Here is a 26,719-nt window from a genome sequence, read left to right on the forward strand (position 1 = left end):
GTCACACATCCTTGCCGAGAACGGCCAGTTCTTCCACCGAGTGCCACAGCAGGTCGGCGTCGCGGATCAGTGCCTGCACCTCGTCGCGCTCCCAGGCCTCGTCCAGTGAGAGGCCGGTCACCGCCGCCAGGGCCGGAGCCAGCAGCGGTTGCGGATCCTGGTCGGTGAAGAAGCTGCGCACCGAGTTGCGGGCCAGCCCGGTCAGACGCACCCCACCATTGTCGGTCTCGGCGCCGGGCTTGACGGTGGCGGGCGCCACCTCGGCCACCAGCACCAGCCGGCTCCCATGACTGGCCAGGCCGTGCACCGACGCCAGCACCAAGCAGGCATATTCCGCATCCTCGGCATCGGCGGGGCCATAACCCAGGGTCTGCTGCAACTGGGGGGTGACGCTGAAGGCCTGACAGCCCGGCAGCGAGCCATCGCGCCACAGGATGGCGGCCTGATCGGCCGTGCAGGGGACGAAGACGAGGACACCACTCATGGCCACCACAGTAGACCGTCCCACCGGATCGGGGAGTTATCCACAGATTCTGCGACGGGCCTTGGCAAGCCGCACGGGGGGCGCCAAGGCTGGTGGACATGAATCGTCCCACCCAGTTGACCCTGCAGGGCCAGAAGATCTGGCTGATGGTCCCGCCGCTCCCGCACGGCGACCTGCCGCGGCTGGCGCAGGCGCCGTTGCCCACCGCCCTGGAGCGCGATCCGCTGCTGCGCTGCTCACCCGCCGACTCCGATCCGGCCAAGGACGACGGCCAGGCCGAGGCGAATCGCCTGGTGGCCTCGATCAGTCGCAGTCTGCTGGAGGTGCTGCAGCGCCGCCGCTCCCCCGCCCAGCTGGCGATGTGGATGGACGAACCGTGCCACCTGCTGCTGGTGGCCTGGTCCCGGCAGCGGGACTGGCTGGCCACCCGGATCCTCACGGTGCGCGCCTGCCGGGTGGCAGCCACCGTGGTGGAGGGCACCGCGCTGCTGCATGACGCGCAGCGTGCCTTCCCGGTGCTGCTGCGACTGGAGCAACGCTACGGCCGGTGGCACGTCACCGTCTTCGAGGTGATGGTGCCACCGGCCGCGGGCTCACGGCTCAGCTCTTGCCGTGGCAGTGCTTGAACTTCTTGCCGGAGCCACAGGGGCACTGGGCATTGCGCCCCACCCCCGCGTAGGGATCCTCGGCCGGGCCGTCGGTGTGCGCCTCGGCCTCACCCTGCTCGTCGGGAGCCGTGTAGGTGAGCTGCTGGGCGCGTCGCGGCGCCAGCCCCTTGGCCTCGATCTGCGGGGCCTTCTGCTGGCCCAGCAGGGAGTCGACGTCGACGGCCTGGCCATCCTCGCCGGTCATCAGGCCCACCTGCGGCTCCTGGTTGACCTGCACCTCCAAGTTGAACAGGAAGCCGACGACCTCCTCCATGAAGGCCTCCATCATGGCGTTGAACATCACGCCACCCTCGCGCTGGTATTCCACCAGCGGGTCACGCTGTGCCATGGCCCGCAGGCCGATGCCCTCGCGCAGGTAGTCCATTTCGTAGAGGTGTTCGCGCCACTTGCGATCCAGCACGGTCAGGAGCACCTGGCGCTCCAGCTCGCGCATGTTCTGTTCGCCGAGTTCCTCCTCGCGCTCGTCGTAGGCGCCCATCGCGTCCTCGATGAAGGCGTCGACGATAGCCTGCACGTCCTGCTCGCCGTGGAATTCCTCCTCGATGATGCCCACCGGGTAGAGGGTGCGCATGTCATTCCACAGGCCCTCCAGATCCCACTCCTCGTGGAAGCCCTCGGTGCGGGCCCGGACGCCGGCTTCCACCACGCGCTTCACGGTGCCGCGCAGCTGCTCCTCGACGTCGGTGCCCTCCAGGACCTTGCGCCGGTCGGCGTAGATGGCGTGGCGCTGGCGGTTCATCACGTCGTCATACTTGAGGACGTTCTTGCGGATCTCGAAGTTCTGCGCCTCCACCTGCTTCTGGGCGCTCTCGATGGAGTTGCTGATCCACTTGTGCTCGATCGGCTGGTCGTCCGGCACCTTGAGGGTGATCATGGCGCGCTCGACGACGTCGGCCTTGAACAGCCGCATCAGGTCGTCACCCAGGCTCAGGTAGAAACGGCTCTCGCCCGGGTCACCCTGACGGCCGGAACGGCCACGCAGCTGATTGTCGATCCGTCGGGACTCGTGCCGCTCGGAGGCGACGACATACAGGCCGCCGGCCTCGGCGACCTCCTCGTGCTCCGCTGCCACCTGCTGCTCGATGTCCGCCAAGGTCTCGGGCCAGGCCGCCTCGTACTCCTCGGGGGTCTCCACCGGATCCAGGCCCTTGGTGCGCAGCACCTGGTCGGCCAGGAACTCGGCATTGCCACCGAGCATGATGTCGGTGCCACGGCCGGCCATGTTGGTGGCCACGGTGACGGCCCCCTTGCGGCCGGCCATCGCGACGATGCCCGCCTCCCGCTCGTGCTGCTTGGCGTTGAGCACCTCGTGCGGCACCCCGGCCTGCTTCAGCATCTGGGAGATGATCTCGCTCTTGTGCACGCTGGCGGTGCCGATCAGCACCGGCTGGCCGTTGGCGTGGCGTTCCTTGACGTCGGCGACGACTGCCTCGAACTTGGCCTGCTCCGTGCGGTAGATCAGGTCCTTCTGGTCGATGCGCTGCATCGGCTTGTTGGTGGGGATCACCACCACGCCCAGGCCGTAGATCTTCTGGAACTCGCTCTCCTCGGTCTTGGCCGTGCCGGTCATGCCGGAGAGCTTGGTGTACATCCGGAAGAAGTTCTGCAGGGTGATGGTGGCCAGGGTCTGGTACTCGTCCTTGATCTCGACCGATTCCTTGGCCTCCAGCGCCTGGTGCAGACCCTCGTTGTAGCGCCGGCCGATCAGGGTGCGGCCGGTGTGCTCGTCGACGATCAGCACCTCGCCGTCCATCACGACGTAATCCTTGTCCCGCTTGAACAGCTCCTTGGCCTTGATGGCGTTGTTCAGGTAGCCGATCAGCGGGGTGTTGGCGCTCTCGTACAGGTTGGTGATGCCCAACCGGTCCTCCACGGCCTCGATGCCGCTGCCGGTGACCGAGATGGTCTTCTTCTTCTCGTCCACCTCGTAGTCGACGTCGCGCTCCAGCCGGGCGGCCAGCTTGGCGAATTCCGGGTACCAGGAGTGGTCGTCCTCGGCGGGGCCGGAGATGATCAGCGGGGTTCGGGCCTCGTCCACCAGGATGGAGTCCACCTCGTCGACGATGGCGAAGTAATGGCCGCGCTGCACGCACTCGTCGATGCTGAGCGCCATGTTGTCGCGCAGGTAGTCGAAACCGAACTCGTTGTTGGTGCCGTAGGTGATGTCCGCGTTGTAGGCGGCGCGGCGCTCCACCGGATCCATGTTGGACAGGATCACGCCCACCTCGAGACCCAGGAAGTGGTGCACACGGCCCATCTGCTCGCTCTGGTAGCGGGCCAGGTAGTCGTTGACCGTGACCACGTGCACGCCCTTGCCGGTGATGGCATTGAGGTAGGCGGGCATCAGGGCGACGATGGTCTTGCCCTCACCGGTCTTCATCTCGGCGATGTTGCACAGGTGCAGGGCGGCACCGCCCATGATCTGCACGTCATAGGGGCGCTTGCCCAGCACGCGCTTGCAGGCCTCGCGGACCGTGGCGAAGGCCTCGGGCATGAGGTCGTCCAGGCTCTCGCCGTCGGCGTGGCGCTGCTTGAACTGCTCGGTCTGGGCTCGCAGTTCGTCGTCGCTCATGGCGACGTAGTCGTCCTCGATGCTGTTGACCTGCTCGGCCACTTTCTGCAGCTTCTTCAGCGTGCGGCCTTCGCCGACGGAGAGCAGCTTGTCCATGAAGCCCATGTGGTCGATTCCTTTTGCCGAGATGGTGTCAGACTCAACCCATCCTAGGGGGTGACCGGAATCAACGGTGCCAGGTCGCCCCGCGGCTCGACGTCAATGCTTGCCAGACCCAACCATCCGGCCAGGCTGCGCAATTCGGCCAGGAGTTCGCCGGCGACGAGTTCGGGCGCCAGGCCGGTCCCGGGTTCCAGCCAGGCGGCCTTGACCCGCAACACGCCCGCCGCCCGATCGGCCTTGAGGTCCACCCGCGCAGCGAAGCCCTCCCCCAGCAGGAAGGGGTAGACGTAGTAGCCGTAGCGGCGCTTGGCTTCCGGCACGTAGATCTCGATCTTGTAGTCCAGACCGAACAGGGCCAGGGCGCGGTTGCGCTCGAAGATCAGCGAGTCGAAGGGGCTGATCAGGGCCCGGGCGGGGATGCTGCGGGGAGTTCGCGGTTGGCCGTCGCCGGTCCACAGCCAGGTGCGGGCCTTCCAGCCCGCGACGCTGACCTCTTCCAGCTCTCCGGCAGCCTCCAGCCGGGCAATCGCGCCGCGGGTGCGGGCCCGGTTGAGCCGGAAGTAGTCGGCCAGGCAGGTCTCGCTGGCGACGCCGAGGGCCCGGGCGGCCCGCCGCACCAGGATGACGTGGCTGTCGTCGATGCTTGGGGGGGGTGTCTGGATCACCGCCGCGGGCAGCACCCGTTCGGGCAGGTCATAGCGACGTTCGAAGGCGGGGTTGCGGTTGGCGGCGGTGATCTCGCCGCACCAGAACAGCCACTCCAGTGCCGTCTTGACCGCCGACCAGTTCCAGCCCCAGCCGGAGCGGTCGCGTTCCTCGTCGTGTTCGATCTGCCGGGCGGTGATCGGGCCCCGGGTGCGGACCTCGTCGCGGACGTGGGTCACCAGCTCGGGGTGCTCGTCCTGCACCCGGACGATCCCGCCCCAGGCCTCTCCCCTGGCCTGCTCCATCCGGAAGCGCAGGGCGGGTTGCAGTGTGACGTCGATCAGGCTGGCGGCGTGCCCCCAGTACTCGAAGAGCCGACGTGGGGCGGTGCCACTGGCCCTGCTGAGCAGGGCAGGGTCGTAAGGGCCGAGCCGGCTGTAGAACGGCATCAGGTGTGCGCGGGTCAGGACGTTGATCGAATCGATCTGGAACTGCGCCAGCTGGTCGATCTGGCGCTGGACGTCGCGCATGGTGATGGTGCGCTCCGGGCGGGGCCGGCCGAAACCCTGCGCCGCCAGGGCAATGCGTCGGGCCTGCGAGAGGCTGAGTTCACGCATGGGTGATCCGGTGCACCAGGCCCAGCAGGTGGTCCACGGTGCTGACGTGGGGCAGGCTGGCGATCTGTTCCGGGGTGAACCACCCGGCCATGTCGCTACTGCCGTCGGTCTCGAAGGTCAGCTCCCCGCCGACAGTCCGGGCCTCGTGGAAGACCTGGATGATCCGGAGCGGGCGGTGCCCGCCGGCCAGACGTTCCTCCGCGTCGACCTCAAAGGTCCGCACGTCCAACAACCGACCGACCTCGACGTGGTACCCAGTCTCTTCCAGCAGTTCGCGCGTGATGCCGTCGACGATCTGCTCACCGAAGTCGATGCCGCCGCCCGGGCAGCTCCATGCCGGGCCGTCCGGCCCAATCCATCGGCTGAGCAGCACCCGCCCCGCGTCGTCGCGGACCAGCGCGTAACCCGCCAGTCGGGTGTCGTAGTCGGTGTACTCCAGCATGGTCGTGAGCCTAGCGATCGGGACTGACAATTCTGACGTCCCCTCCTCGGGCGGCCAGTATGGTCGGCGAGGTGAGCAACATCAGCATTGACGTCTGCGATCGCGGCGACTGCCCCAAACTGGAAGAACTGCTTGCCCTGTACGACTCGGTGGGTTGGACCGCCTACACCCGTCATCCATCCTCACTTGAGGCTGGGGTCCGCGGTTCATTGCGCGTTGTCACCGCTCGCTCCGACGACCGGTTGGTTGGTCTTGCCCGAGTGGTCGGCGATGGCGCGACCATCTGCTACCTGCAGGACGTACTGGTTGATCCCGGTGTGCGCCGCACGGGGCTGGGTCGTCGGCTCGTCGAGGCCGTCTTCGAACCCTTTGCCCACGTCCGTCAGCACGTGCTGATCACCGACGAGGAAGCCGGGCAGAAGGCCTTCTACGAATCGCTCGGTTTCACCCAGCTGGGAGCAAGTACCCCGGGGTGCGCCTTCGTCCGGTTTACTCGCGGGTGACGATCACTCTGGGACAATCGCCGTTCCGAGCGAGTTCGGTGGCAAAGAAGGTCGGGTAGGCCAACCGGTCCTGCCCAAAGCCGTCCAGAGGCACCCACTCCATCCGCTCCCACACTCCGTCGAGCGTGGTGCTCTGGTGCTCGACCGCCGTGAGCCGAGGGTCGTAGCGCATCAGATAGTAGAAGGTCAGCTCATGGCAGGACTTGCCGGCCAGGCTCTGCGATGAGGAGTCGGTGAAGAAGTTCTCGTGGATGAAGGCCAGCCGGTCCACTTCCAGCGGCACGCCCGTCTCCTCCAGCACCTCGCGTCGCACCGCATCCTCGGCGGTCTCGCCGTGGTGCACTCCCCCGCCCACCGAGTACAGATAGTCATCCCGGTCATTTCGGGCCATCAGCACCCAGCCGTCGCGCAGGATGATGGCCGCCGCCCGGAAACGGAACCACCGTCCATCCTGGTCGAAGGAGCAATCTCGCGTTCGCGCGGCACTCGTCATGGTGCGAGCTTCCCACCTGACGGCGCCGGCCATACATTGGGGGCATGTCAAAGGCGGAGAGGCGGGCTGCCCGCGAAGCGGTCGCGACCTACCATGAGCAGCAGTTGGGCGCACTGGTCGCCCATGTGGCTGAGGCGATCGATGGCCACCGTCGCGGGGAGCTGGACCCATTCGAGGTGGATCAGGTGATTTTCCACTACTCCCGAGCGGCCAAGGAACTGTGGAAGTTCTGCAATCTCGGGCCAGTGGAGATCAGCGCCAGTCTCATCAGCCGAGAGCCTCCAATCGACTGGTGGGAGGAGACCGAGCCGGAGCCACGCCGATGAAGGCGCGGTGACCAAGCGCTGAACCTCAAAAGGTGGTGGCCACCGCGTTGAGCGCAATCCACTGACGACCACGTTCGGCGTAGTCGATGGTCAGCTGCAGGGGCCAGACCGCGTGACTGCCGTAGATGGTGGCGTCCGTGTGGTTCTGCCCCACCAGCTGGGCTTGTTCCCCCGACACCTTCACCCTGACCGAGGCCTCCTGGGTGGCGTGGTAGCGCATCTGCCCCGAGGCGATCGCGGCCAGCCAGTCGCGTTTGGGCTGAACGAGACCGGTCATGTGGGTCAAGGTGAAGCTCTCGTCGAGCAGGGCATCGAGCCGGGTGGTGTCGGCGGCGACCATCGCCTCGTACAACTCACGGTAGGCGGTCTGAACTTCGGCCATGGTCAGTTCTCCTCGGGCTTGAGCGGTCCGTAGAACCAGCTGGCGGTGACGCCGCCGTCCATCAGGAAGTCCGATCCACTGATGAAGGCGCCGTCGGGTCCGAGCAGTAGCGCGGCCACATTGCCGACCTCGTCGGGGGTTCCCGCCCGGCCGGCCGGGGAGAGTTCCAGCATCCGGCGGTAGCCGGCGCCGCGGGGCCCGTTGAGTTCGTCGTAGGCGAGCGGGGTGATGATGATGCCGGGGCTGATCGAGTTGATCCGGGCTCCACGTTCGCCCCAGACCACGGCCTGGGCCTTGACCCGCAACACATTGCCGCGCTTGCTGACCTGATAGGCATTCAGCGGCTCGGTGACGGCCTTGACCAGCGGGAGCTCCAGCAGTTCGTCGACGGGGGTCAGCGCCAACTGGGCGTCCTGCTCGGTGGTGAGCGCGCCCAAGCGGTGGCCGGACTGGGAGCTGATCACGACGCCGGAGCCTCCGGGTGCGATGATGCTGCCGAACTCCTCCAGCACCAGCGCGGTGCCGTACAGGTCCACCCGCAGGATCGTCTCGGGGCTGGCCTGCGACGGGGAGACCCCCGCCGCGTGCACCAGGTGGAAGACCTCCCCCAGCTCCGCGGCCCGCTGGGCCAGGGCTTGTACCGAGGCCCGGTCGGCGACGTCGACACTGGCCGCGGTGACGTCGAAGCCGGCCTTGGCCAGCACATCGGCCGCCGCGTGCGCATTCTCCTCACGAACGTCAGCCACCAGCACCTTCCGGCCGGAGGCCACCCGTCGGGTCACCGCCTGACCGATCGATCCGGCACCGATCAGCACCACTACCTGCGTCATGTCCAAACTCCTCGGGGTGTTCAACCTTCTTCCCGATCAACGGTGCCACGTCCGGCGCCGTCAAGGCAGGGTCCAGTAGTACCCCTCGAATCACGCCGCGGCAGGAGCCACTTCGACGCTTTCCTCGCGGCGGCGCCAGGTGGGTGTGTCGGGACGGCCGAGGTCCAGGGTGCGGCCCGGCGTGCGCAGGTAGCGATAGCCGAGCGGGGTCTGCCACAGGAAGATCCCGGGCAACGGCTGGTGCAGGCGCCACCCGAAGTGGGTCTTCGCCCGATGGGCCAGCCGGGACAGCGGCCCGAGATTGTCCGGGCGAGTCTGTCCAGTCGCCCTGGTTGGTGGGGAGGCCTCGACAGGCTCGGCCATCGTGGTGGGGTTGGGCGGGCCCGCGCAGGGCGCCTCGACGGGCTCGGCCACCGTGGTCACCCGATCGCTCGACGCAACCCCAGCTCCCCGAGCCTGTCGAGGGGCCTTCTTCCCCGGCTGCCACGGCACCGTGTGGTCCAGATCCAAACCCTTCGACGTGCGGGTGGACCACGGGAACACCTCCCACGGATTCCGCAACAACACCGCTTCGCGCATCGTCGGCGGGCACTCATACGAATCCGACGGGACTTGGTGGTTCTGGTCGATCACCGCCCGCACCGTGAACCGATGATGACCAAACACCTCCGGCAACCACCCCGCCAGCAACGGCTTGAGCTGGTCACACCGCACCAGCCCCTCACCGGCGGCGAGCGTGGTGTCGGTCAAATGCACCACCAACTGCGCCTTCGGCAGCAGATCCTCTGGGTCCACGCTGATGGTGCCGCACACATGCCCCGCCTGACCGTTACGCGCGCAGATCTGCTCGAACTCCTCACCCACCGGCAACTGGTCCAGCAGGTCGGCCTGCAGCAACTGGGTGGCCAGCGGCGGGTTCGCCAGGATCCCCACCGCCCGGGCCCGCAACGCATTGCGCGTACCCCGGGTACCGCCGGTCTCCAGAATGGTCGCGATCCGGTCGAGCTGGGCGTCGAGCAGGATGGCATCCGCCGCATCCACCACCGCGATGACGTCGGCGATGCCATGGTCGGACTGCGCGACCCACACACCCCTGGCTTCCAGGGCGTCTTGGCGGCGCTGGTCGGCCTCTTCGGCGTCCAGCTGCCGCAGCACCACTGCGGCGGTCAGCTTCTTCACCTGCCGAAAACTCATGCCGATGACCTGCCGGGACAGTTCCAGATCCACCAACCCCGCATGCTGGGCGTCGAGTTGGTGGGTGGCGTGCGCGATGTGCCGGGCCCAATAGACCGGCACATCCAAGTCCTGCACCAGACCCCACAGCTCCGGCAGCCGATGGCGGCAGTCCAACGCGGTCGAGATCAACTGGTGGGCCTCCTCCGGCCGGACATGCAGATCCGCCGCCAACTCCAGCACACAGCCCTCGGCAACCTCCGGCGTCCCGTCCGACCCGATCTGGACCAGCTGTTCCCGCCCGGGAAGTACGGATTCAGACAGGGCGGGCTCGGCGGCATCCACATCGGAATACAGGTCCGCGAGGTGGGCGATCAACCGGAACTCCCGGGCCTCCGACTCCCGGCGCAGCCGTCGCTCGGCGCGCAGCGCTTCCATCGTCGCCAGCGCGCCCTCGGGTAGGTCAGCACTGGGTCGGTCGGCATGGGGCTGACCCGGCTGTGGTGTTGGTGTGGTGCTCATCCTGACCTCCCCCGAGGCTCGTCGCTGAACTGTTCTAATCATATCCGACACAGCCGATTGCAACAAGGGATTATCACAATTGTTTTCCGGCCATGAAATGCTCAGAATCCGCCACGGAACCAGTCAAGCACCCACCACCGACAATTCCTGCGCAGCCAGCCCGGCGGCTACGCTCTGCGCATGGCCAAGAAACCCCGCATCACCGTCCTGCAGCCCGAAGCCGACGTCCCGCTGGAGCGCTTCGACGCGTGGCTGCGGCAAGGCGTGCGGATCACCCTGATCGACCTGGCCACCAAGGATGTCCCCAACCTGGAGACCATCGGGGACGGGCTGGTGGTGCTGGGCGGGCGGATGAGCGCCCACGACGACCTGCGCTGGATCGGCGAGGTGAAGGACCTGATCGCCGACGCCCAGGCCATCGACCTGCCCGTCCTGGGCATCTGCCTGGGCCACCAGTTGCTGGCCGAGGCCCTGGGCGGGGAGGTGTCGGTGGGTGACGAGCGGGGCCCTGAGGACGGTCCGGTGGAGCTGGAGTGGTTGGCCGGCGCCGACGAGGATCCCGTCCTGGGCGGCATTGCCCGTAGCGGCGCCCCGGTCCCGATGAGCCACCATGATGCCGTCAGCACGTTGCCGGAGGGCGCCATCGAGCTGGCGCGCAGCGCCACCTACCCCAACCAGGCCTTCCGGCTCGGTTCGGCTGTCGGGGTGCAGTTCCACCCCGAGGCCTCCCCCGAGCTGATCCAGTACTGGTGGGCCAGCGAGCACAAGTCGAAGGCCACCACCATGCTGGACCGGATGCGGGCCGTCGACCACCTGGTGGAACCGGCCTGTCGCAGCATCGCTGACGGCTTCGTTGCTGAGGTGGTCCAGAACGCCTGACCGAACGACGCCAGACCGAACGACGCCGGGCCCGCATCCCCTGTCGGGAATGCGGGCCCGGCGAAGCGTCAAAGACTCAGCTGGCGCTGGCCGGGGTGAGGTGGATCACGCCGTAGTCATAGCCCTTGCGACGGTAGACGACGCTGGGCAGGGCGCTCTCGGCATCCACATACAGGAAGAAGTCGTGGCCCACCAGCTCCATCTCGTCCAGCGCCTGGGCGAGGGTCAGCGGCGTCGAGGTGAACTCCTTCTCCCGCACCACCAGCGGGCCGTCACCGGTGACCTCCATGCCCGCCACCGTGTGCTTGGTGGGTGCATCGTCCTCCACCACCGGCGCCGGGGCCATCTCGCTGACGACCTGGGCGGCGCGCAGGCCGCGGTGCTTCTTGCGACGGTCGGAGGCCTTGCGCAGCTGGCTCTTCAGCTTGTCCATCGCCTTCTCGAATGCGACCATCTTGTCCTCGGCATGTGCCTCGGCCCGGATCACCGGGCCCTTGCTGCGCAGTGTGATCTCACACAGCATGTTGTCATCGGGATTGCCCTTGGACTCCTCGGCGGTGAACTCAACCTCGGCGCGAATCACCCGATCCTTGAGTCGCTCGATAGTGGCCAGTCGATCCGTGACCTGCTCGCGCACGGCGTCGGTGACGGTGCAGTGGCGTCCGGTGACGACAATGTCCATGGTGATCCTCCTCGATCATGGGCCGACGGTCAGCCGCCGGCCGTGACAATGAACACGGCACGACCCGCGTAGGCCCCAGAAAGTGACTTTCGGAGGCTTGCGTGTCGTGCCATAACCAAACGTTACCGCTTATCAACGGCATTTCAACGGTTCCGTGAAATTTCTTTGCGGGTGCGCGACGACGGCCGCTCCGAGCACCGTCCAGCCCGCCTCCCGCAAGGCCCGCTCCGCCTCGCGAAGGCTGGCTCCGGTGGTGCAGATGTCGTCGCAGAGCACCGCCAAGCGGGTGCCGCGCGGGCCTCGAGCGCGCATGCTGCCCCGTTGGTTGGTGATCCGCTGGGAGCGCCCGAGACCCGACTGGTCCGCCACTTGGTGGGCCCGGGTGAGCGCCGTGACCGCAACCAGCCGCGGCCCGGCTCGGCCCCGGGCACGATGCTGACGAACCGCGCTGCGGGCCAGCGCCCGGCCGTGGTCGAAGCCACGCTCGCGCACCGCCCGTCGACTGGAGGGAACGGGCACCACCGCCACCTCGCACCCCGCGCCTCGTGCCTCCCCCAGCCCGGTGGTCGCGAGCAGCGCGGCGATGGCCAGCTCCAGTTGCCCCGCGAGCACCCCGGTCAGGCTCCAGGCGCCACGATCCTTGTGGGCGGTGAGCATGGCGCGCAGCGGCCCCGCATAACCACCAGCGCAGTACACCCGGCCGGCCAGGTGTGGCCCCAGCGCCGGGGCGTCACGCATCGGCCGCGCCGCCACCCCAAGACTCCCCCGGCAGGCAGCGCACAGCCCCAGCCCTGGCCTCTGGCAGCCCGGGCAACGGGCCCCCAGCAGCAGGTCGAAGAGGGCGTCCAGCACGGCGCGGATGGGCATGGGGCCAGTCTGGGTCGTTGTCCGAGCGGGGCCAAGACCCCGCCGGCGGCCTGTGGACAATTCCTCGGTCACTCCGAAGCTGTGGACAAGTCCTCAGCAGCCACACTCAGGACGGGATGGTGAGCGACGTGACCCGGCTGGGCAGGCTGCGCCAGCGCCAGGGAGAGCCGTAGCGCAGCACCTCGCCGCTGGCGGAGCGCAGCAGCACGACCGCCGCTTGGTCCTGCGCCCTGGTGGCCAGCTCCACCAAATCGGCGTCGCCCGCCGGGCCCACCGGCTCCACCTGTGCCCCGTCGGTGCTGACCAGATACCCGCTCGCCCGTGCCCCGGGGTGCTGGGCGGCCAGCACCATCAACTCGTCCTGCCCGGTCCAACCCACGTCCAGCACCTGGTCCAGGACCAGCTGAGACGCCCGTAGGGGCATGGGTCGGTAGCCGTCGACCGTCTTGCCGTGGATGCGCAACAGGCCGAGTTCGGTCTTGTCGCCTCGGCGCAGCACGACGGCCATCCGCGTCTGGTCAGGTGAGACCGCCAGATTGACCACGACGCTGCCGGCCAGTTCGGGCACCGGAACCGTCGTCATCGCCCCATTCGCCTGGCCACGGTGCAGGGCCGTCGCCCCGTCACCCGCGCTCGCCACCCAGAGCTGTCCGCTGCCGGTGACCGCCGGGCGGCCGAGCCCCTTGGCACGTAGTCGTTCCCGGGGTCGGTCCTGCCCCGGCGTGGCGGAGAGCAGCCGGGTGCCGTCCCGGTTGACGACGGCCAGCAGGCCGCCATCGGCCGCAGCCGCAATCCGCCCGGGGCGATCCTTCCAGCCCTGGTTGCCGAAGGCGCCGGCCACCGGTGTGAAGCCGCCCTGGTCGTCCAGCTGGCCCACCACGTCCTTGACCACCACCAAGGGCTCTTCCTCGGACATCGATGGCAGGCCGGAGCCGCCGGGCAGACCGTCCATCGAGAGTTCGCTACCCCATTGCTGGCCCCCGACCGTGACCCGCACCCGACGGATCTCGGCGAAGGACTGCAGGGTCCAGGCGATCTGGGTGATGGCGCGGCTGCGCTCGGGTTCCGGCAACTGGGCGACGGTGTCGTCCAGCGGCACCTCCGCCACGCCGTCGCTCACCCCGACCGCGGCGACGCTCAGCCTGGTACCCACCGGGATCGCGCTGGTGGCCGAGGGCGCCAGCCAGCCGGACGGCCCCTGCAGCAGGGCTTGGATTGCCTCCAGCGGCGACGCCGGGTTGCTGGCCAACCAGATCCGCTCGGGCACCAGGGTCTGGCTGCCCCGGGCGAAGAACCACAGCGTGGTGGGGGTGAACCGGTGTCGCAGGGTGTACTGGCTCACCAGCAGCCCCGTCGGCGGATTGCTGATCCGCCACTCCCCCTGCACCTGTTGCATCGTGAAGTTCTGTCGCAACATGCGTCCGTGGTCGGCGGTGTAGTGGCCCTGGGCGTCCAACCGGCCCACGACGCGGGCCTGCAGGCCGGCGGTGGTGCTGCCGGGCAGGCCGCTGCGCGTGTCGCCGTCGAAGACCGTCACCTCCGCGCGCGGATCCCAGCTCTGGGCCGCGGAGGGCGTGAGGTACTGCCGGGCGACGTCGAATCCCGGTTCCAGCGAGGCCATGGCGTCCAGGAATCCGGCCAACACCATGTCCGGCGAGGCACCGGCCTGCGGGGCGACGGGATGCACCTGCACACCACGCTCCACCCGGGCCTGGTTTGCCGGGCTCACCTTGACCACGTCGCCGGAGGTCGGCACCCCTGTGCAGGCGGCCAATGATGCGAGGCAGAACGCCACCATCACCCGTCGAATCCTCATCGTCGCTCCCGGGGAACCAGCGGCAGCGGGCTTCCGGTCAGTGACAGATCCGGGGTGCGGGGCAGGACGAGCAGAAACTGTGCCCCCTTGCCGGGCCGCCCCCACGCCTTCAGCCAGCCGGAATGCAGATTCGCGTCCTCCAACGAGATCGCCAACCCCAGGCCCGTGCCGCCCACCGTCCGGGTCCGGCTGGGATCGGCCCGCCAGAAGCGGTGGAAGACCTGTTCGGCCAGGTGCGGGGCAAAGCCGACGCCGTGGTCGCGCACCGTCAGCGCCACCGCCCGCTCGTCGCCACCCACGGTCACGATGATCGGCTTGCCTTCGGCGTGCTCGATGGCATTGGTGATCAGGTTGCGGACGATCCGGGTGATCCGGCGCGGGTCCATCTCCGCCAGGGCCTGCCCCCGGCCGCGCAGCTCGATCGGGCAACCCTGCTGCTCGGCGAAGGGCCGCAGGGCGGCGACCTCACGCTCGACGATGGCCACCAGGTCCGTCTCCTCCAGGCTGAGCACGGCCGCGCCGGCGTCGAAGCGGCTGATCTCCAGCAGGTCGGCCAGCAGCGCCTCGAAGCGGTCCAGCTCGTCGTGCATCAATTCGGTGGAGCGGGCCGCGAAGGGATCCAGGCCGTCGCGCCCGTCGTAGAGCAGGTCGGCGGCCATCCGCACGGTGGTCAGCGGGGTGCGCAGTTCATGCGAGACATCGGAGACGAAGCGCTGCTGCAGCCGGGAGAGACCCTCCAGCCGGTTGATCTGACTGGTCAGGGTGGCGGCCATGTCATTCATTGAGGTGCCCAGGCTGGCCAGGTCGTCGGTGCCGCGCACCGGGAGGCGTTCGTCGAAGTGCCCCGACGCGATCCGCGAGGCCGCAATCGATGCCTCCCGGACCGGCCCCACCACCTGCCGCGCCACCAGCCAGGCGATCCCGGCGAGCGCCGCCAGCAGCAGCAACCCCGTGGAGAGGACGGCACCGCGGACCACCGCGATCGTCTCCGCCTCATGGGTCTCGGGGAAGATGAAGTAGATCGGGTAGCCCGCGGCCCCCGACGGCGCCTGCAGGGTGGCACCGACGGCCAGCCCCGGCTCGTCCTGCCGGGCCGGATCGGACCAGTCGACCAGGGTCGGGGTGACGAACATCCCGTCCTCGGCGGCAACGGCGCTGACCAGTGCCGCCGGCACGCTCTGCTCGGTGATCGACGGCGAGACGAAGCGGGAGACCGGCCCCTGGATCACAACCTGGTACTGGTTTGGCTGTCCCCCGGCCTCGTCGGCCAGCTGGTTGAGCCGTTCGTAGAGCGAGGATCGGGGCAGGTCGCTGGAGCGCAGCTGGGTCTGCATCCGGTCGAGCGCGACGGTGGCCTCCGCCACCGCCGACTGCCTCTTGCCCGCCAGCACCCCATTGGTCGTCGTCCTGATCAGCAGCAGGCCGCCCAGCAACAGCACCAGCACCGATCCGGTCAGGGTGAGGGCGATCACCCGCAGCGGCAGGGATGACCACCAGAGGCGTCGCAGGATCACGTCTCGCTGGCCGCACCGGCTCGGTAACCGACACCCCGAACGGTCACCACGATCTCGGGGTGCTCCGGGTCGCGTTCGATCTTGGAACGCAGCCGCTGCACGTGCACGTTGACCAGTCGGGTGTCCTCGGAGTGCTGGTAGCCCCAGACCTCCTCCAGCAGGGACTCCCGGCTGAAGACGTGGCCGGGTTTGCGGGCCAGGGCCAGCAGCAGGTCAAACTCCAGGGGCGTCAGTTGGAAGGTGGCAGTGCCCCGCCGCACCTGGTGGCTGCCAATGGAGATCACCAGGTCTCCGATCCGCAGCTGGTCGCTGTCCCCGCTGGCCACGGAGCGCCGCAGCCGGGTGCGGATCCTGGCGATCAGTTCCTTGGCCTTGAAGGGCTTGCTCACATAGTCGTCGGCACCGGCCTCCAGACCGCCGACGACGTCCATGGTGTCGCTCTTGGCGGTGAGCATCACGATCGGCACCCCGGATTCGGCACGGATATCCCGGCAGATCTCGACGCCGTCGCGGCCGGGCAGCATCAGGTCCAGCAGCACCAGGTCGGGCCGGTACTCCCGGAAGGCCGCCATCGCCTTGTCACCGGTGCTGCACCAGTGGCTGTCGAATCCCTCCTGGCGCAGGACGAGCTGGAGCATCTCGGCAACGGCCGCATCATCGTCGACCACCAGAATGCGACTGGTGGGCTGGCTGCTCTCGCTCATCGATCCTCCTGGCACCCAATGGTAACGGTTTGGTAAAGCTGCCTCGGGAGGATGTCAGTTGCAGTCAGGGTCCTCAACCCAGGTGGAGAACCAGGCCAGGTCGCCACCTTGGCGCCGCAGGGCCCGGCGCCACAGCCCGACGGGAGTCGAACCGAAGATGTCCTCATCCCGGGCGGGCACCCGGTGCCAGTCGCCGCGCACCAGTTCCGCCTCCAACTGCCCCGCATCCCAGCCGCAGTAGCCGGCGAAGATCCGCAGGTCGGAATAGGCGCCGTCGATGATCTCGATCGGGGTGTCCAGGTGCAACAGGCCCAGGTCTCCGGTGATCCGCCGCCAGCCGGGCGGTTCGTCGTGCGGCCGCAACAGCTTGGCGACGCAGACCGCGCCGTCGGGCGAGATCGGGCCACCCTCGAAGAGCACCTGCGGTGGGCAGACCTGCTCGGCCCACTGCGGCAGCACATCGGTGAGCTGGGTCTCCGAGAAGCGGTTCAGAATGACGCCCAGGGCGCCCGACTCGTCGCAGTCCAACAGGAAGATCGCCCGCTGGTCCCAGTAGTCGTCGGCCCTGCCTGCCCGTGCCAGCAGCAATTCGCCGGCCTTGGGGCGGTTGGGCATTCTCACGTCGCCAGTCTTGCACGCCCATCCAGACGGAAAAAGGTAGATTGCCCCGGTGACCCACAGTGAGCGCTTTGCCCGGCTACGTCTGGTTCTCGGCGACGAGGGGCTGGTTGCCCTGCAGGACTCCACGGTGATGGTGCTCGGTCTGGGCGGGGTGGGCTCCGCCTGCGCGGAGGCCCTGGCCCGCGGCGGCGTCGGGGCGTTGATCCTGCTGGATCGCGACGTGGTGGAAGAGAGCAACATCAACCGCCAGGCCCTGGCCTTCGTGTCCACGGTCGGCCGGGTCAAGGCCGAGGTGATGGGTGAGATGGTGGCCGACATCAACCCGGACTGCACCACCATCACCCACCAGGTCTTCCTCAGCCCGGAGAACCTGGCCGCGACGCTGGACGCCCATCCCCGCCCCGACTACGTGATCGACTGCATCGACACCATCTCCCAGAAGCTCGCGATCGCCCAGTGGTGCGCTGAGCGGGGCGTGCCTCTGCTCTCCTCCATGGGCGCCGCCAACAAGCTGGACCCGACCCAACTGGAGTTCGCCACCATCGAGCAGACCCGCTCCTGCCCGCTGTCCCGGGTGATCCGACGGGAATGTCGCCGCCGCGGCATCGCCGGGCTGGAGGTGCTGTCCTCCCGAGAATTGCCGGTGGCGGTCAACTCGAGCGGCGGGTGGAGCAAGAGCGAGACCCTGGGCTCGATGAGCTACATGCCGCCCGTGATGGGGCAGATGCTGGCCGGACTGGTGATCCGACGCCTGGCCGGTCTAGCCCCCATGCCCGCGCCCCCGCACCTTGTCCACCGGGCCCAGGACCAGCCGATCACCATCCTGGACAGTCATCACCACTTCGACTTCCTGACCGGTCAGGAACTGCGACGGGAGTACCTGGCCCAGCTGGCGCACGCCGACGTCCGGTTGGTGGCGCAGACCCTCACCCCGAGTGCTTTCATGGACTTGATCGGCGTGGCCGACCAGCTGGGTGACGGGACTCCCCTGCCGTTGTGGTCGGTCGGCTTCCACCCCTGGTTCATCGCCGACGCCGATCAGGCGGAGGCGGAGCTTGCGGTCTTCGCCGAAGCCGTGCAGCAGACCCGCTTCGTCGGCGAAGTGGGGCTGGACTTCAGCCCCCGTCGGCTGGAGCAGACCCCGCAAGACCTGCAACGACGCGTGCTGCGGGAGCTGCTGGAGCACACCTGTCAGGCCGCGGAGCAGGGTTCCACCGACCAACCCCACGTGCTGTCCCTGCACGCGGTTCGCTCCGCCGGTGACGTCCTGGACCTGCTCACCCAGCTGGATGCCACCAACCACAATGTGGTGCCGGTCTTCCACCGCTTCGGTGGCACCAGCAATGACCTGACCCGGCTGATCAAGCTGGGCGGCTACCTGTCCGTGCACCCACAGCTGCTCACTCGCAAGCGCGGCCGGGCCTTCCTGCAGCAGGTGCCCGCGGATCGCCTGTTGCTGGAAAGCGACCTGCCCCGCGAACAGACGCCCGGGGAGGCGGAGGCGGACCCGCAGGAGACCGCCGCCGAGGCAGCTCGGGAGTTGGTGAGTTCCCTCACCCAGACGCTCACGGCGCTCTCGCAATTGCGCCAGTGGGACATGGCCACCGAGATCACCCAGACCCAGTCCCGCCTCTACGGGATCGGCCGGTAGCCGGCCAGGTCGTGGATCACCCTCACCCGGGCGAGCTCGGGCATTCCCAGCCGCGCCATCGGGCCTGGCACACCGAGCGCCGAAGCGGCGGTACTGCTCATCAGCCGAAGATGAGGTGCCTGATGTGCTCGATCACGTCGTGCAGCTCTTGGTAGTCGCCCACGGCGGGGCCGGCGACGACGAGGTTCCAGAAGGTCGCGACACCAGCGAGCAGTGCGAAGATCAGCGTGGCGATCACCAGGCCTGACACAGCCACGACGCTGCGCTCGGAGCTGCGACGTAGAGACCGGGCAGCGATGAACGCACCGGCCCCTGCGACGAGCGCCGGCGCGAAACCCACGAACGGGATGAGCAACAGCAGCGGAGCGGACGCCAGCGCGAAGCCAGCGCAGACCAGGGCGATGATCCCGCCGGTGGTCGCCGAGCGCTGGTCGGTCTGCTGGGCGGTCGTCGGGATGCGCCGGGTCGGGGTCTCGGGCACGAGCTCGTCGTGGTCGTGGAAGGTGGCCATGGCAGGGATGTCCTTTCGGAAGGAGGGGTCGAAGGTGGGATCGGACAGGTCCACCGGCTGTGTGCCGATCACGGCGCACAGGATGGACAGGACCCAGAAGGCGGGGCAGACCGCGCTGATCCCGGCGCGGAGCGTCGTATTAGGCACGGGTGTCGGAACGGTTCAGGATCCATGTGGTGACAGCGACAATGAGCGCCGTCATCACGGCCGTCGCCCCGAGGACGAAGCTGACGCTGAACACGCTGAGGTCCGAGGCGTTGAAGCTCGTCTTCTGGCCGGAGACGAGGATCGTGCCGAGCTGCGTGGTGTGGGTGAGCAACCCGTAGGGAATCGCCAGCACCGCCGTCAGCTTCAGCTGCAGCAGCACCGTGCAGATGCCCGTCATGACCAGCGCGATCATCACCGGCACGGCGAAGGAGCGCAGGAAGGCCGACAGCGCTGACTGCAAGGCCGCCAGCGGGATGCAGGCCAGCATGATCAGCACGCTACCCAGGAAGTACTTGGCGGGCAGCATGCCGGGCAGGCCGAAGGCCTTGCCCAGGATGACGACGGTGATGACCAGGACAACCTGCATCACCGCCGACAGCGCGGAGATGGCCGCGATCTTGCCCAGCACCACCTCGGCCGTGGGCACGGGCCGGCTCATCAGCGCGTTCCAATTGCCGTTCTTGTGCTCGACGCGCCAGACCAACGAGGCGAGGATCGCGACGACGACCGGCAGGATCGCCATCCCGTAGAAACCGACCGAGCGGATCCACAGGGTGTGCCATCCGTCGGCGAACGAGCCCTGGCCGACGATGGTGCTCACCGAGCCGGAGACGACCATGATGATCGGGACCACGAGGACCACGGACCAGCTCATCGAGTGCTTGAGTTTGAGGAACTCGGAGTAGACGGATCCCATGGTCATGCCTCCTGGGTGTCGAAGCGGGCGGTGATGAACGCGAACAGTGCAGTGCCCACGACCGCCAGGGCGGCGATGCTCGCATAGGGCAGGTCGAAGTAGCGCAGCTCGGTGCCGACGTAGTCTGAGGGATTGGTCATCGCGTAGTAGCTCCAGGGCGTCAGGTGCGCCGCCCAGGTCGGCAGGATCACGCCGAAGATGGCCAGGGAGATCCCCACGATGCCGACGCCGAGGGCGACCAGCTGGTTCTCCACGTGGGCCGACAGCAGGATCTGGAAGGCGAGGACCGCGAGGCTGATGACCATGATCGAGACCGTGTAACCCAGCCAGTGCGAGAACGGGAACGGCGAGGTGGCCCCGAGCAGCAAGCCGAAGCCGGCGACCAGCAGAGACTGCAGCGCGATGGCGACGACGGTGATGGCTCCGAGCACGAGGAACTTGGCGCGGCACAACCGGCCGGGCGTCACGCCGCTGGTGGCCGACAGCAACCAGCCGTTGCCGGTGTGCTCCATCTCCACCTGCCGACTGGCCATCACCGCCAGCAGCACGGGCGAGATCATGGCCAGCGCCATCGACATCCCGCTGAGCAGGATCTTCCACGGAGCCCCGTCCGGATCGGCCAGGTCCTTGGTGATGCTCGAGCCAAAGGACTGGAAGGACGCGATGCCCGCGACGGCCAGCACGTACAGCCCCGCGACCAGCCCGATGCGCAGGTGGCGCATCTTGGCGATCTCATTGGCGATGACGGTGCTCATAGTCCGCCGCCTGCGGTGAGGTTCATGAACACGTCCTCGAGGCTCTGCTCGTCGCGGCGCACGCCGTAGATGTCGATCTGCTCGCCCACCAGCGCGGTGACGACTTGGGCCGTAGCGTCGTCATCGATGCCCGCCAGGGCGACCTCGCCGGCATCGGTCAGCCGTGCATCGCACGAGGGCAGGCACTGCAGCGCCCGCTTCGGCTCCGAGCAGGTGATCAGCACATCGGGGGCGGTGGCATCCATCAGCTCGGCGCGGGTGCCCTGGAAGATCATCCGGCCCTGGGTGAGGATCCCCAGCATGGTGGCGGTCTTGTCGATCTCGCCGAGCAGGTGCGAGGACACCATCACCGTGACGCCGTCGTCGGCCAGGCGACGCAGCAGGCCGCGCATCTCTTCGATGCCGGCAGGATCCAGGCCGTTGGTTGGCTCGTCGAGGATCAGCAGGCGCGGCTGGCGGGCCAGCGCCATCGCGATGCCCAGGCGTTGCTTCATGCCCAGCGAGTAGTCACGGATCTTCTTGTTCATCTGGCCCTCGAGGTGCACCGCTTGCACTGCCTGCTCGATCTGCTCCTTCTCCAGGTGCAGCAGGCGCTGGATCAGGCGCATGTTCTCCGCGCCGGTCAGGTGCGCATAACCCGGCGGAGCCTCAATCAGCGAGCCGACCGTCCCCAGCAGGGAACGCCTGGTCGCGCGGGTCATCGGCTGGCCCAGGATCTCGACCTCGCCGTCGCTGGGCTGGATCAGCGACAGCAGCATCTTCATCGTGGTGGACTTGCCCGCGCCGTTGGGGCCCAGGAAGCCGTAGACGCATCCTGTGGGGATGCGCAGGGAGAGGTCGTCGACCACGGTGCGGTCGCCGTAGCGCTTGGTCAGATTGTCTGTGGTGACTGCGAAGGACATACCTCTACGCTGCTGCAGATCAGAGCAGCAATCGCCTAGCCAGAGGCATATCTTCGTCCTACGACTCAAGGCATAGACAACGCCCGGATGCTGCTGCGGAGCGCAGCGTGATTCAGGCGCTGCCCGGGGCGATCAGACCGGTTTCGTAGGCCAGCACCACGGCCTGCACCCGGTCACGCAGATCCAGCTTGGTCAGCACGTGCCCGACGTGCACCTTCACGGTGCCCTCGCTGAGGACCAGCTCCTCGGCGATCTCCCGATTGGACATGCCACGCGCCACCAGGCCCAGCACGTCGCGCTCGCGTGGAGTGAGGGCCTCGAGCGCCTGTGCTGTGCGACGGGTGTCTCCCAGGACGGGATGCGAGCGGGCTTGGGCGAAGTGGCTCAGCAGCCGCCGGGTGGTCGATGGGGCGACCACCGCATCACCGACGTGCACATGCCGGATGGCCGCGGCCAGTTCCTCCAGCGGTGCGTCCTTGAGCAGGAAGCCCGAAGCCCCCGCCTGCAGCGCCTCGTAGGCGTACTCGTCCAGGTCGAAGGTGGTCAGGATCAGCACATGTGGCGGATCGTCCACTGCCAATACGCGCCGGGTGGCCTCGATGCCATCCACCCGCGGCATCCGCACGTCCATCAGCACCACGTCGGCCGGATGCTCGGCCAGTGCGTCAACGACCTCGTCGCCGTCGCTGGCCTCACCGACGACCTCGACACCGGGTGCGGTGCCCAGCACCATCCGAAAACCCATCCGGATCATCTCCTGGTCGTCGACCAGCAGCACGCGAATGCTCATGCCTCAGCTCCCGTCGGGATCGTGGCGACGACCTCGAAGCCGCCACCAGGTCGTTGCCCGGTGCGCAACTGGCCGTGATGCGCGGCGACCCGCTCACGCATCCCGACCAGCCCATGACCTGCATGATCCTTCCCAGCCGACATTGCCCCAGGCCCGTCGTCGCTGATGCTGACCTCGATCGCCTCGGGCCGGTGGCAGACCGTGACCCGCACATCGGTGACCAGGCCGGCGTGCTTGCGCACATTGGTCAACGCCTCCTGGATGATCCGGTACACGCTCAGGCCCACGCTCGCAGGAACATCTGTCGTGCGCTGACCTTGCTCGCTGAAGCTCACCGGCAGCCCCGCCACGCGTGACTGCTCGACCAGATCTGGTAACTGCTCCAGCCCCGGCTGCGGAGCATGCGAGCCGGGTTCGTCATCGCGTAGCACGCCGAGCATGCGACGCATGTCCGCCAGCGCTGTGCGCGAGATGTCGCGCACGGCGATCATCGCCTGCCGCGACCGCTCAGGATCCTGGCTGATGGTGGAGGCTGCGCCGTCGGACATCACCACCGCGACGCTCAGGCTGTGGGAGACGACATCATGCAGCTCCCGGGCGATTCGGGTGCGCTCCTGCGCGGCAGCCAGTGCGCTCTCGACGGCCTTCTCCCGCTCCAGCTGTGCGGCACGCTCACGCAGCGACGCAATGTAGCCACGACGGGTCTGCACCCACCGCCCCCACGTCCACGCCCACAGGATCAGCGCCACGATCACGCCGACATCGCCGATGCTCATGTCCCCACGCCGGAGCACCGGCAGGCAACTCAGGACCGTCCAGCCGGTGGTGATCACCGCCGCGAGGGCGGACAACTGCCAACGCCGACGAGAGGCGAGCGTGTAGACCGCCAGCAGCAGCATCGCATCCGCAGCCAAGAGCGAGATCCCCAGCAGGCTCTGCACCACCGCAACCAGCTGGATCACCGCGTAGGTGGCCACCGGTCGCTTGCGACGCAGCAGACCGGGCGCGCACAGCCCCACCGAGACCAGCAGACCGATCCCCCACCACAGCCCCGTCGGCATCGATCCGAACTGGATCGGCAGGTTGTAGACGAAGATTGCCAGGACGAGGAGGAGGTTCACGGTACGAGGGTGCAGCTGGAACCACGAGGGTGCAGCGCCTGGGCTCAGCACGACGTCAGTTGCCGTCGAACTGTCGCTCCTGCTGGAGGGCACCTCGTCCATACACACCGACCCTACCGGGACGCCTCATCCTGATCCGGGATGAGGCGTTGAACCGTCAACAACCGCGAGGAGACCATCATCACGCGCGCCGGGCATGAGCCCGTCGTGAGCGTCTCCCTGGCGGACTACGAGTCCCTGCGCGAGACCGCCTACCTGCTTCGCTCCCCCGCCAACGCCCGTCGACTCCTGGATTCCATCGAGAACCTGGAGAGCGGCCGGGGGGGCGCAGCACGATCTCATCGAGGACTGACCCGTGCTCCTCGTCTGGGATGAGACCGCGTGGGAGGACTACCTGTGGTGGCAGACCGAGGACCGACGCACTCTCAAGCGGATCAACCAGATCATCAAGGACATCGCCCCCAACGGCAACGAGGGCATCGGCAAACCCGAAGCACTGAAGCACGGGCTGTCCGGCTACTGGTCGCGACGCATCACCGACGAGCACCGCCTCGTCTACAAGGTCGTCGGTGACGAGATCCGCATCGCCGCCTGCAGGTACCACTACGGGCGGTGAACATCACGACGCGATCTCGCCGGCGCACAGCCGACAACGGGCATGACGGGCACCGTGCCCCATGGCGTCGCGCTGGAGCCGTAGGGTCGTCGACATGAGTTTGACGCCCCTCGACGAGATCCCGCGCGGCGAGTACGCCTACCCCGGGCCGCTTCGTGATGCCCTCGTCGCCAGCATCGTCTGTGGCGACAAGACCAGCACGACCTGCCTGCTCGCGGAATACGCGCCGGGAGTGAACCCCGTCGACGAGGTCGGCTCTCTGGAGGCTGTCGTCGACTCCTGTGGCGAGATCGCGTGCGTCACGCAGGTCGTCGACGTACAGGTCGTGCGCCTCGGCGATGTCACGCTGGAGCACGCCATCGCTGAGGGTGAGGGCCACACCGACGTCGCGGCTTGGCGCGCCAGCCACAAGGAGTTCTGGCGCTCCCCCGAATACGTCGCCGACATGGGCGAGCTTCCCCTCGACGACGACACACTCGTCGTCTGCTTCCGCTTCGCGATCGATCCCCGCTACCCAGTGCGCATGTGAGCCGTGGAGAGCGCGCGCGGATAGAGATACAAGCAACGATGGCGGCCCCAGAAGGAGCCGCCATCGTTGTACAGGGATGAGTGGAGCTCAGGGGGCACGTGTCGAACACCTCACATGGAGTGATCACCTGCTGCTGATCCTCGTGCCGACCGACGCGTAAGATCAGTACAGCATCGCCAGCGGTATCAACGCGACGCCGTCTGAACGTCGCCCAGCGGTATCTCCCGCATAGAGGACGATCTTGTCAACGAGCCGGTCACCGATGCGTTCGCCGAGCCAGTGAAGATGTTCGACGTGACGATCCGTGATGGTCTTCGCCAGTTTCACCTCGATACCAAGCACTGTCCCGTCGAAGCGCTCTACGATCAGATCCACTTCCTGGCGTCCGCCACGCGTTCGCAGGTGGAACACCTTGGCTTCAGCTGATGTCGCCGCCGCCCGCACGGCCAGCGTGGCAAGGCTCTCGAACAGCTGACCGAAGAGTTCCGCGGTGCCTGCGGCACCGCTGGTGAGCTTCTCCTCCGTGACACCCAAGAGATGTGCGGCAAGGCCGGGATCGCAGAGCTGATGCTTGTCGCCAACGGTCAATCGCCCCAGCGGCTGCACTGACGGCGTCCAGGCAGGCACCGGATCCAGCACCCAGATCTTGTCCAACAGGTTCCGGTAGACCTGTACCGACGCCTTGGCAGGCTTGTCGCCATCGCCCGCAGTAGCCGCATTCAGGATCGTCGAGTAGGCCGCGTCCGTTGACGAGGCCGCTGCATATGCCGTCATCCATGCGCGCAGCGATTCAGGTCGACGCACCCGCATCCCCATGTCCACCAGATCCCGATCGATGATGCGCGTCGCATAACCCTCAAGAGCATGTCGCCGCAGCTTCGGCGGCAACTCATTGATCGCCGGAAACCCCGAACTGCAAATCTCGCGGGCATAGTCCCGATGTGTGAAGTCACAGCTCCCAGTGAGTGCGGCCGTACCCTCGAATAGGTCTGCGAGGGAGATCGTCGGACGGGTCGATCTCCGTTCAGCAAGACTGAGCGGGCGCATGCGCAGGGACACAATCCGGGCAGCGCCCGAATGCGTGTCGACGCCGTCGTGCGGGGACGCGCTTCCTGTCAGGAGGAACTTCGTGGGAACCCTGGCGTCCACCAGTCGCCGAACGCGATCCCAGACCTCCGGCTGGCGTTGCCACTCGTCCACGCACACCCTCGCCTCTCGGGTGAGCAGCCCAGCCGAGTCCAGTTCATATGCCTGGCGAACATCCGCAGAATCCAGATTCAGGACCGCGTCACAGTGACGGGTTGCCGTCTCCGTCTTGCCCACCGCTTTCGGCCCGTCGAGCGCCACTGCAGGCAAGCCCGCCAAGAGTTCTTCGACTTCCGCATCGAGATAACGCGGGAGATACGCGCCCCCCAGTCCAACCGTCCGCAGCATCACACCCCCTACTGGCCGTCCTGCCCGCACCCTACTGGCCATTCTGACCAAAATCTACCAGTCATTTCGCCCAGGCGCTGGGTGGAGAACCCGTTGGGCTCTATTTCTTTGCCCAAGCCTCGACCTGCCGCCTCCTGATCAGGGGGCCGCGCGTCCGCACCCAGCACAACTGAAAGATCCGTTGCTCCTCGACGAAGATGGAGAATGGCGGCATGACCTGGTCCTTGGACGAGCCCGGCGTCCTCGCGCTGCCCAGCGGACGCCTCCTACGAGGGCGGCGCTGGACGACCACCGTGAAGAACCCACCCGATCTGGGGCTCTACGCGCTGTGGCGCGACCCCACTCCCGACTGGCCTTACCGCTGGATTCGATGGCCAGACTTCGGACTACCGATCCACGGCAAGGCAGCGTGGACAACCATCGAACAGACCTGGCAGGCCGCAGAATCCCAACGCATCGAAGTCGCCTGCGGCGGAGGAAAGGGCCGCACCGGAACCATCCTTGCCGCCATGGCCTGAATCGCCCCGGCATGTCCGGAGACTCCGAACTTTGGGAAGGTTGGAGTCATGCCAGGCAACACGAACAAGCGCTATCCGGCTGAGTTGAAGGCGCGGGCGGTGCGGATGTATCACGAGACCCGCCCGGACTATGAGGGTGACTGGCC

The 26,719-nt window shown here is 67.6% G+C and carries 30 protein-coding genes; 9 read left to right on the top strand and 21 right to left on the bottom strand.

Annotated elements, in window-relative coordinates; all coding sequences use genetic code 11:
- Window position 1: 1 nt before the first annotated feature.
- The gene (locus AAEX57_RS14245; RefSeq protein WP_342093009.1) at window positions 2-484 is read right to left on the bottom strand and encodes a DUF6912 family protein; all 483 of its coding nucleotides are present in this window, start codon (window positions 482-484) and stop codon (window positions 2-4) included.
- A 98-nt stretch (window positions 485-582) separates the two neighbouring features.
- Between AAEX57_RS14245 and AAEX57_RS14250 the strand changes: the two genes are divergently transcribed.
- On the top strand, window positions 583-1,110 hold the full coding sequence (locus AAEX57_RS14250) for an Rv3235 family protein (RefSeq protein WP_342093010.1): 528 nt from the start codon (window positions 583-585) through the stop codon (window positions 1,108-1,110).
- On the opposite strand, the gene secA is transcribed toward AAEX57_RS14250, so the two are convergent.
- From secA to AAEX57_RS14265, 3 genes are read right to left on the bottom strand one after another with little or no spacing between them, the layout of a single operon-like run.
- Window positions 1,085-3,829, bottom strand: a complete 2,745-nt coding sequence (secA, locus tag AAEX57_RS14255; RefSeq protein WP_446721172.1) for a preprotein translocase subunit SecA — start codon at window positions 3,827-3,829, stop codon at window positions 1,085-1,087. The two genes, AAEX57_RS14250 and secA, sit on opposite strands and share 26 nt — an antisense overlap.
- 44 nt (window positions 3,830-3,873) lie before the next feature.
- Complete coding sequence (locus AAEX57_RS14260) at window positions 3,874-5,088, bottom strand: winged helix-turn-helix domain-containing protein (protein ID WP_342093011.1); 1,215 nt, start codon at window positions 5,086-5,088, stop codon at window positions 3,874-3,876.
- Window positions 5,081-5,530, bottom strand: coding sequence for an NUDIX hydrolase (locus tag AAEX57_RS14265; protein WP_342093012.1), 450 nt, complete (start codon window positions 5,528-5,530; stop codon window positions 5,081-5,083). The genes AAEX57_RS14260 and AAEX57_RS14265 overlap by 8 nt, the downstream gene beginning before the upstream one ends.
- A 71-nt stretch (window positions 5,531-5,601) precedes the next feature.
- Here AAEX57_RS14265 and AAEX57_RS14270 point away from each other — a divergent pair, with 71 nt between their 5' ends.
- The gene (locus AAEX57_RS14270) at window positions 5,602-6,033 is read left to right on the top strand and encodes a GNAT family N-acetyltransferase (protein WP_342093013.1); all 432 of its coding nucleotides are present in this window, start codon (window positions 5,602-5,604) and stop codon (window positions 6,031-6,033) included.
- Here AAEX57_RS14270 and AAEX57_RS14275 read toward each other — a convergent pair.
- Entirely contained in the window at window positions 6,020-6,526 is a 507-nt protein-coding gene (locus AAEX57_RS14275; protein WP_342093014.1) for an NUDIX hydrolase, read from the bottom strand. The genes AAEX57_RS14270 and AAEX57_RS14275 overlap by 14 nt on opposite strands.
- Window positions 6,527-6,570: 44 nt before the next feature.
- Here AAEX57_RS14275 and AAEX57_RS14280 point away from each other — a divergent pair, with 44 nt between their 5' ends.
- Entirely contained in the window at window positions 6,571-6,852 is a 282-nt protein-coding gene (locus tag AAEX57_RS14280) for a hypothetical protein (protein ID WP_342093015.1), read from the top strand.
- Window positions 6,853-6,877: 25 nt separating this feature from the next.
- On the opposite strand, the gene AAEX57_RS14285 is transcribed toward AAEX57_RS14280, so the two are convergent.
- The 3 genes from AAEX57_RS14285 to AAEX57_RS14295 all read right to left on the bottom strand — a co-directional run bounded on the left by AAEX57_RS14285 (window position 6,878) and on the right by AAEX57_RS14295 (window position 9,759).
- A complete protein-coding gene (locus tag AAEX57_RS14285; RefSeq protein WP_342093016.1) occupies window positions 6,878-7,234 on the bottom strand; it encodes a nuclear transport factor 2 family protein in 357 nt (118 codons plus the stop codon).
- Window positions 7,235-7,236: 2 nt separating this feature from the next.
- Window positions 7,237-8,064 carry an SDR family oxidoreductase gene (locus AAEX57_RS14290; RefSeq protein ID WP_342093017.1) on the bottom strand — a complete coding sequence of 276 codons (828 nt, stop codon included), beginning with the start codon at window positions 8,062-8,064 and terminating at the stop codon, window positions 7,237-7,239.
- Window positions 8,065-8,154: 90 nt separating this feature from the next.
- Window positions 8,155-9,759 (bottom strand): DUF222 domain-containing protein, encoded by a 1,605-nt coding sequence (locus AAEX57_RS14295; protein ID WP_342093018.1) that lies wholly within the window; start codon window positions 9,757-9,759, stop codon window positions 8,155-8,157.
- 180 nt (window positions 9,760-9,939) lie between these two features.
- Between AAEX57_RS14295 and AAEX57_RS14300 the strand changes: the two genes are divergently transcribed.
- Window positions 9,940-10,638 carry a type 1 glutamine amidotransferase gene (locus AAEX57_RS14300; protein WP_342093019.1) on the top strand — a complete coding sequence of 233 codons (699 nt, stop codon included), beginning with the start codon at window positions 9,940-9,942 and terminating at the stop codon, window positions 10,636-10,638.
- A gap of 76 nt (window positions 10,639-10,714) precedes the next feature.
- Here the strand turns inward: AAEX57_RS14300 and hpf are convergent, their stop codons facing one another.
- The 6 genes from hpf to AAEX57_RS14330 all read right to left on the bottom strand — a co-directional run bounded on the left by hpf (window position 10,715) and on the right by AAEX57_RS14330 (window position 16,836).
- On the bottom strand, window positions 10,715-11,320 hold the full coding sequence (hpf, locus tag AAEX57_RS14305) for a ribosome hibernation-promoting factor, HPF/YfiA family (protein ID WP_342093020.1): 606 nt from the start codon (window positions 11,318-11,320) through the stop codon (window positions 10,715-10,717).
- Window positions 11,321-11,452: 132 nt separating this feature from the next.
- Complete coding sequence (locus AAEX57_RS14310) at window positions 11,453-12,187, bottom strand: ComF family protein (protein WP_342093021.1); 735 nt, start codon at window positions 12,185-12,187, stop codon at window positions 11,453-11,455.
- Between the two features lie 106 nt (window positions 12,188-12,293).
- Complete coding sequence (locus AAEX57_RS14315) at window positions 12,294-14,003, bottom strand: LpqB family beta-propeller domain-containing protein (protein WP_342093022.1); 1,710 nt, start codon at window positions 14,001-14,003, stop codon at window positions 12,294-12,296.
- Window positions 14,000-15,514, bottom strand: coding sequence for an MtrAB system histidine kinase MtrB (mtrB, locus tag AAEX57_RS14320; RefSeq protein ID WP_446721175.1), 1,515 nt, complete (start codon window positions 15,512-15,514; stop codon window positions 14,000-14,002). The genes AAEX57_RS14315 and mtrB overlap by 4 nt, the downstream gene beginning before the upstream one ends.
- Window positions 15,514-16,221 carry an MtrAB system response regulator MtrA gene (mtrA, locus tag AAEX57_RS14325; protein WP_342093024.1) on the bottom strand — a complete coding sequence of 236 codons (708 nt, stop codon included), beginning with the start codon at window positions 16,219-16,221 and terminating at the stop codon, window positions 15,514-15,516. The genes mtrB and mtrA overlap by 1 nt, the downstream gene beginning before the upstream one ends.
- A gap of 54 nt (window positions 16,222-16,275) precedes the next feature.
- On the bottom strand, window positions 16,276-16,836 hold the full coding sequence (locus AAEX57_RS14330; RefSeq protein WP_342093042.1) for a YqgE/AlgH family protein: 561 nt from the start codon (window positions 16,834-16,836) through the stop codon (window positions 16,276-16,278).
- 55 nt (window positions 16,837-16,891) lie between these two features.
- Between AAEX57_RS14330 and AAEX57_RS14335 the strand changes: the two genes are divergently transcribed.
- The gene (locus tag AAEX57_RS14335) at window positions 16,892-18,493 is read left to right on the top strand and encodes a TatD family hydrolase (RefSeq protein WP_342093025.1); all 1,602 of its coding nucleotides are present in this window, start codon (window positions 16,892-16,894) and stop codon (window positions 18,491-18,493) included.
- A gap of 100 nt (window positions 18,494-18,593) precedes the next feature.
- Here the strand turns inward: AAEX57_RS14335 and AAEX57_RS14340 are convergent, their stop codons facing one another.
- The 6 genes from AAEX57_RS14340 to AAEX57_RS14365 all read right to left on the bottom strand — a co-directional run bounded on the left by AAEX57_RS14340 (window position 18,594) and on the right by AAEX57_RS14365 (window position 23,578).
- Window positions 18,594-19,076 carry a hypothetical protein gene (locus AAEX57_RS14340; RefSeq protein ID WP_342093026.1) on the bottom strand — a complete coding sequence of 161 codons (483 nt, stop codon included), beginning with the start codon at window positions 19,074-19,076 and terminating at the stop codon, window positions 18,594-18,596.
- 67 nt (window positions 19,077-19,143) lie between these two features.
- Window positions 19,144-19,914, bottom strand: coding sequence for an ABC transporter permease (locus tag AAEX57_RS14345; RefSeq protein ID WP_342093027.1), 771 nt, complete (start codon window positions 19,912-19,914; stop codon window positions 19,144-19,146).
- Window positions 19,911-20,663, bottom strand: a complete 753-nt coding sequence (locus AAEX57_RS14350) for an ABC transporter permease (RefSeq protein WP_342093028.1) — start codon at window positions 20,661-20,663, stop codon at window positions 19,911-19,913. Before AAEX57_RS14350 ends, AAEX57_RS14345 begins: the two co-directional genes overlap by 4 nt.
- Complete coding sequence (locus tag AAEX57_RS14355; RefSeq protein WP_342093029.1) at window positions 20,660-21,565, bottom strand: ABC transporter ATP-binding protein; 906 nt, start codon at window positions 21,563-21,565, stop codon at window positions 20,660-20,662. Before AAEX57_RS14355 ends, AAEX57_RS14350 begins: the two co-directional genes overlap by 4 nt.
- A 112-nt stretch (window positions 21,566-21,677) precedes the next feature.
- A complete protein-coding gene (locus AAEX57_RS14360; protein ID WP_342093030.1) occupies window positions 21,678-22,355 on the bottom strand; it encodes a response regulator transcription factor in 678 nt (225 codons plus the stop codon).
- The gene (locus AAEX57_RS14365) at window positions 22,352-23,578 is read right to left on the bottom strand and encodes a sensor histidine kinase (RefSeq protein WP_446721173.1); all 1,227 of its coding nucleotides are present in this window, start codon (window positions 23,576-23,578) and stop codon (window positions 22,352-22,354) included. Before AAEX57_RS14365 ends, AAEX57_RS14360 begins: the two co-directional genes overlap by 4 nt.
- A gap of 105 nt (window positions 23,579-23,683) precedes the next feature.
- Here AAEX57_RS14365 and AAEX57_RS14370 point away from each other — a divergent pair, with 105 nt between their 5' ends.
- The 3 genes from AAEX57_RS14370 to AAEX57_RS14380 all read left to right on the top strand — a co-directional run bounded on the left by AAEX57_RS14370 (window position 23,684) and on the right by AAEX57_RS14380 (window position 24,621).
- Entirely contained in the window at window positions 23,684-23,851 is a 168-nt protein-coding gene (locus tag AAEX57_RS14370) for a hypothetical protein (protein ID WP_342093032.1), read from the top strand.
- Window positions 23,832-24,092 carry a Txe/YoeB family addiction module toxin gene (locus AAEX57_RS14375; protein WP_342093033.1) on the top strand — a complete coding sequence of 87 codons (261 nt, stop codon included), beginning with the start codon at window positions 23,832-23,834 and terminating at the stop codon, window positions 24,090-24,092. The genes AAEX57_RS14370 and AAEX57_RS14375 overlap by 20 nt, the downstream gene beginning before the upstream one ends.
- Window positions 24,093-24,186: 94 nt before the next feature.
- Complete coding sequence (locus AAEX57_RS14380; RefSeq protein WP_342093034.1) at window positions 24,187-24,621, top strand: ASCH domain-containing protein; 435 nt, start codon at window positions 24,187-24,189, stop codon at window positions 24,619-24,621.
- A 162-nt stretch (window positions 24,622-24,783) separates the two neighbouring features.
- On the opposite strand, the gene AAEX57_RS14385 is transcribed toward AAEX57_RS14380, so the two are convergent.
- Window positions 24,784-26,055, bottom strand: a complete 1,272-nt coding sequence (locus AAEX57_RS14385; RefSeq protein WP_342093035.1) for an ATP-binding protein — start codon at window positions 26,053-26,055, stop codon at window positions 24,784-24,786.
- 212 nt (window positions 26,056-26,267) lie between these two features.
- Here AAEX57_RS14385 and AAEX57_RS14390 point away from each other — a divergent pair, with 212 nt between their 5' ends.
- On the top strand, window positions 26,268-26,573 hold the full coding sequence (locus AAEX57_RS14390) for a protein-tyrosine phosphatase family protein (protein ID WP_342093036.1): 306 nt from the start codon (window positions 26,268-26,270) through the stop codon (window positions 26,571-26,573).
- Window positions 26,574-26,719 lie beyond the last annotated feature (146 nt).

This window comes from Luteococcus sp. H91 (assembly GCF_038433135.1).
GTDB lineage: Bacteria > Actinomycetota > Actinomycetes > Propionibacteriales > Propionibacteriaceae > Luteococcus.